The organism is Actinomyces sp. MRS3W (assembly GCF_032465695.1).
In the GTDB taxonomy this organism is placed as follows: domain Bacteria; phylum Actinomycetota; class Actinomycetes; order Actinomycetales; family Actinomycetaceae; genus Actinomyces.
In genome coordinates this window covers 1-3802 of record NZ_JAWDJJ010000190.1, presented here as the reverse complement: position 1 = coordinate 3802, position 3802 = coordinate 1, and the positions used below count along the sequence as shown (strand labels likewise).

The window sequence follows — 3802 nt, the reverse complement described above, 5'->3', positions numbered from 1 at the left end:
CTCCAGGAGCCGGTCCGCAACGGCCAGCCCCTCGCCGAAGTCGACTTCGGACAGGAGCACGTCGCGCCGCGCGACTCGGGCGCCGTGGGCGGCGAGCCCTTCGCGAAGGCCCCGCAGCCGCTCCCGAACCACCCCGGGGACGTCGACCGTGGGGCCGACGAAGGCCACACGCCGGTGCCCCGCGCGACCAAGCCTGTCACCGGCCTCCCGCGCTCCCCCGGCGTCGTCGACGTTGACGTAGGAGATCGTCTCCGTCTCCCGGTAGGCGTCGATGAAGACCGCGGGCACGCCGGAACGCTCAAGGAACTGACTCGGGGGCATGCGGGTGGTGGCCATGACGACGGCGCCGGCGACATTCCACGAGCGCAGTTGCGCCACCGTGTCCTCCGCTTTCGAGGCGCCACACAGCATGAGGGCATAGCCCTCGGCGCGCGCCGCCTGCTCGCACACGCCCACGAACATCGACTCATAGGGCGCCTCGAGCGCGGGCCGCCCGGGCACCGCCTCGTACACCAGGGCGAGGATGCGCGAGGACGAACCCGCCAGCGAACGGGCCGCGGCGCTCGGCACATACCCCAGTGCGGCAATCGCCTCCTCGACGCGCGCAATGGTCGCCGCGGACACCTTGCCGGCACGCCCGTTGATGACGTTCGACACGGTCATAGCGCTCACGCCGGCGCGCGCGGCCACATCTTTGAGTGTCGGCACCTCGACCTCCTTATCCAGGTCCGGCCTCGAACTGCCACTCGAGGCCGGCTCGCGCAGCGCTGTCGATACAGGACTTTAGCCCTGCTACTCGTCAGGGGCTCCAGCATAGCGTTACCCTTACGTTTATCGCAAAACTTCCTGTTTGATCCTGCCGCCAAAGACTGACCCGAAAGGCCGAACCTATGTCCTCTCCCCTCTCCTCTCGTGCGGACGAGCCACGCCCGGCACCGGTCCGGCCCGAGGCTGTCGTCGTCGGTCCCGACTACCGCTTCACGGTGCTGACGTCCAGGCTCATTCGCATGGAGTTCTCGCGCTCCGGGAGCTTCGTCGACGCCGCCACCCAGCTCGTCGTCTCCCGGGACCTGGGGCCGACGCCGCACTTCGAGGTGCACCGCAGTCAGGACCGCCTCGAGATCATCACCGAGCACCTGCACCTGACCTACCAGCCCTCACGCGGCTTCACCCGCTCCGGGCTCAGCGTCTCCCTGCGCACCGCCGTCATCGGCGTGCACGGCGGCGCTTGGCGGCACGGGGAGCAGTGGGACCCGGAGGAGTTCTTCCGCACCAACCTGGGCGGCACCACCCGTACGCTGGACATGGTGGACGGCCCCACGCCCGTGAGCCCGGGCCTGCTGTCGCTCACGGGCTACTCCGTCGTCGACGACTCCGCCTCCCTGCTGTTGCAGGAGGATGAGTGGGTGCGTCCCCGGCCCTGCTCCGCGGGCGACGGCGCTGCGGACCAAGATCTGTACTTCTTCGGCTACGGCCAGGACTACCACGCGGCGCTCACGGACTTCTTCGCCCTCACCGGCCCCACCCCGCTCATCCCACGCGCCCTCCTGGGGAACTGGTGGAGCCGCTACCACAAGTACTCCGAGGACTCCTACCTGGAGCTCATGGATCGGTTCGCCGCCGAACAGTTGCCGTTCTCCGTGGCCGTTATCGACATGGACTGGCACCTGGTGGACATTGATCCGGCGATCGGCAACGGCTGGACCGGCTACACCTGGAACCGGGAGCTGTTCCCGGACCCGGAACGCTTCCTGGCCGCCCTGCACGAACGTGGCATGCAGGTCACCCTCAATCTGCACCCGGCGGCGGGCATCCGCCGCCACGAGGACGCCTATGCGGCCACGGCGCGCGCCCTGGGCATGGACCCGGCCGAGGGGGCCGATATCCCCTTCAACATCGGGGACAAGGACTTCACCGCCGCCTACCTCGAGCACGCCCACCACGTGCTGGAGGACCAGGGCGTTGACTTCTGGTGGCTGGACTGGCAGCAGGGCGGCACCACGGACATTCCCGGCCTGGACCCGCTGTGGATGCTCAACCACGTCCACTACCTCGACTCCGGCCGCGAGCGCCCCGGTGGCCTCGACGGGACCAGCTACCGACGTCGTCCCATCACCTTCTCCCGATTCGCCGACGCCTCCAGCCACCGGACCCCGATCGGCTTCTCCGGGGACACGGTGACCACCTGGGAGTCGCTGCGCTTCCAGCCGGAGTTCACCGCCACCGCGGCCAATATCGGCTACTACTGGTGGTCCAACGACATCGGTGGGCACATGCTCGGCATCAAGGACAATCAGATGGCGGCACGCTGGGTGCAGCTGGGCTGCTTCTCCCCCATCAACCGCATGCACTCCACCGCGTCGGTGTTCAACTCCAAGGAGCCGTGGCGCTACTCCCGCGATGCCCGGGCGACCATGGACGCGCATCTGCGTCTGCGCCACCGGCTTGTCCCCTACCTGTACACGTGGGCCAGGCGCGCCCACACCGAGGGCATCGGCCCGGTCCGGCCGCTCTACCACGACTACTCCTGGCGCATGGGCGCCTACGACAACCGCAACGAGTTCCTCTTCGGCAACCTCATCGTCGTGCCCATCACCCGCCCCACCGAGGCTGCTTCCGCCCTGGCGCAGGAGCGGGCGTGGCTGCCGCAGGGCACGTGGTTCGATCTGCCGACGGGACGCCGTTACGACGCCGACGCCGCCGAGGGCCGCACACTCATCTTCTCCCGGCCGCTTGACCAGATGCCCGTGCTGGCGCGCGCCGGCAGCGTCATCGTAGGTGCGGAGGATCTCGCCGAGGCGGCGGGAGACAATCCCCGGCACCTGTCGGTGGTGGTCGTGCCCGGTGCCGACGGCGAGTTCGTGCTCGAGGAGGACGACGGCTCCCCCGAGCCCGGCGCCGACGGCGTCGTGCGCACCCGCTTCGCCCTGGCCTGGGATGAAGCCGCGGGTACGGCTCGAGTGGAGATCACCCAGACCGGGCCGGACGGCGTGGTGCCGGCCGAGCGCGAGATCACCGTGCATCTGCTGTCCGTGGGCGAGGGTGTCACGGCCCGCCTCGGCGGTGAAGCCGTGCCCGTGACTACCCGCGCGGCGGACGGATTTACGCTGGGCGGCGGTCTGGACGTGGCTCTGGGCACGGTGCGTCCATCCACAGGGGTCACCCTTACACTGGCGGGCGTGTGCACACGTCCGCCCGCGGCGGCCGATGAGATCTTCCGGATCCTCGAGCCCGCTCAGATGTCCTACCCGGCCAAGGACCAGGCTTGGGCTGTGGTCTGCTCCGGCGCCACCGGCGGCGCACTCCTGGGTGGGCTGCGCGCGGTCGGTCTGCCCGAGGAGGTTCTGGCCGCGGTCAGTGAGGTTGTCTGATGGGTTCTTCCCCGAGCCGGCGCGCCGGCCTGAAAGAGGTCGCGGCGCGTGCCGGGGTGTCGACGGCGACGGTCAGCTACGTCCTATCGGGTAAGCGACCGGTGCGCCCCGAAACGGCCGAACGCGTGCGCGAGGCCATCGACGCTCTGGGCTACCGGCGCAATCGTGCGGCGGCGGCGCTGCGCTCGGGGCGACCGACCAGTCTGGTCCTACTCATTCCGGACGTGACTAACCCCTTTTACACCGAACTGGTTGTGGGAGCTGAGGAACGTGCCGCCGAGATGGATCTGACGGTGGTGCTGCGCAACGCCAACCTCGATCCCGACCGCGAACGCCGCTACCTGCGCGACGCCCTGGGCAGCGAGACGGCAGGCGTACTGTGTGCTCCCTTCACCCCAGACCTGCTGACCTCGGTGGAGCCGCTGCCCGTC

The 3802-nt window shown here is 69.4% G+C and carries 3 protein-coding genes; 2 read left to right on the top strand and 1 reads right to left on the bottom strand.

Translation table 11 applies throughout. The annotated features are described in order from the left end of the window. Positions 1-708 (bottom strand): LacI family DNA-binding transcriptional regulator (locus RWX45_RS07160; protein ID WP_316023048.1); only part of this gene is annotated, 708 nt, incomplete at its 3' end. Between the two features lie 182 nt (positions 709-890). On the opposite strand from RWX45_RS07160, the gene RWX45_RS07155 reads away from it, so the two are divergent. Beyond that, positions 891-3371, top strand: coding sequence for a TIM-barrel domain-containing protein (locus tag RWX45_RS07155; RefSeq protein ID WP_316023047.1), 2481 nt, complete (start codon positions 891-893; stop codon positions 3369-3371). Next, positions 3371-3802 (top strand): LacI family DNA-binding transcriptional regulator (locus RWX45_RS07150; protein ID WP_316023046.1); only part of this gene is annotated, 432 nt, incomplete at its 3' end. The genes RWX45_RS07155 and RWX45_RS07150, both read left to right, overlap by 1 nt.

Coding starts and splice junctions, on each gene's coding strand:
- RWX45_RS07155 (WP_316023047.1), top strand. CDS start 891: ATGTCCTCTCCCCTCTCCTCTCGTGCGGACGAGCCACGCCCGGCACCG.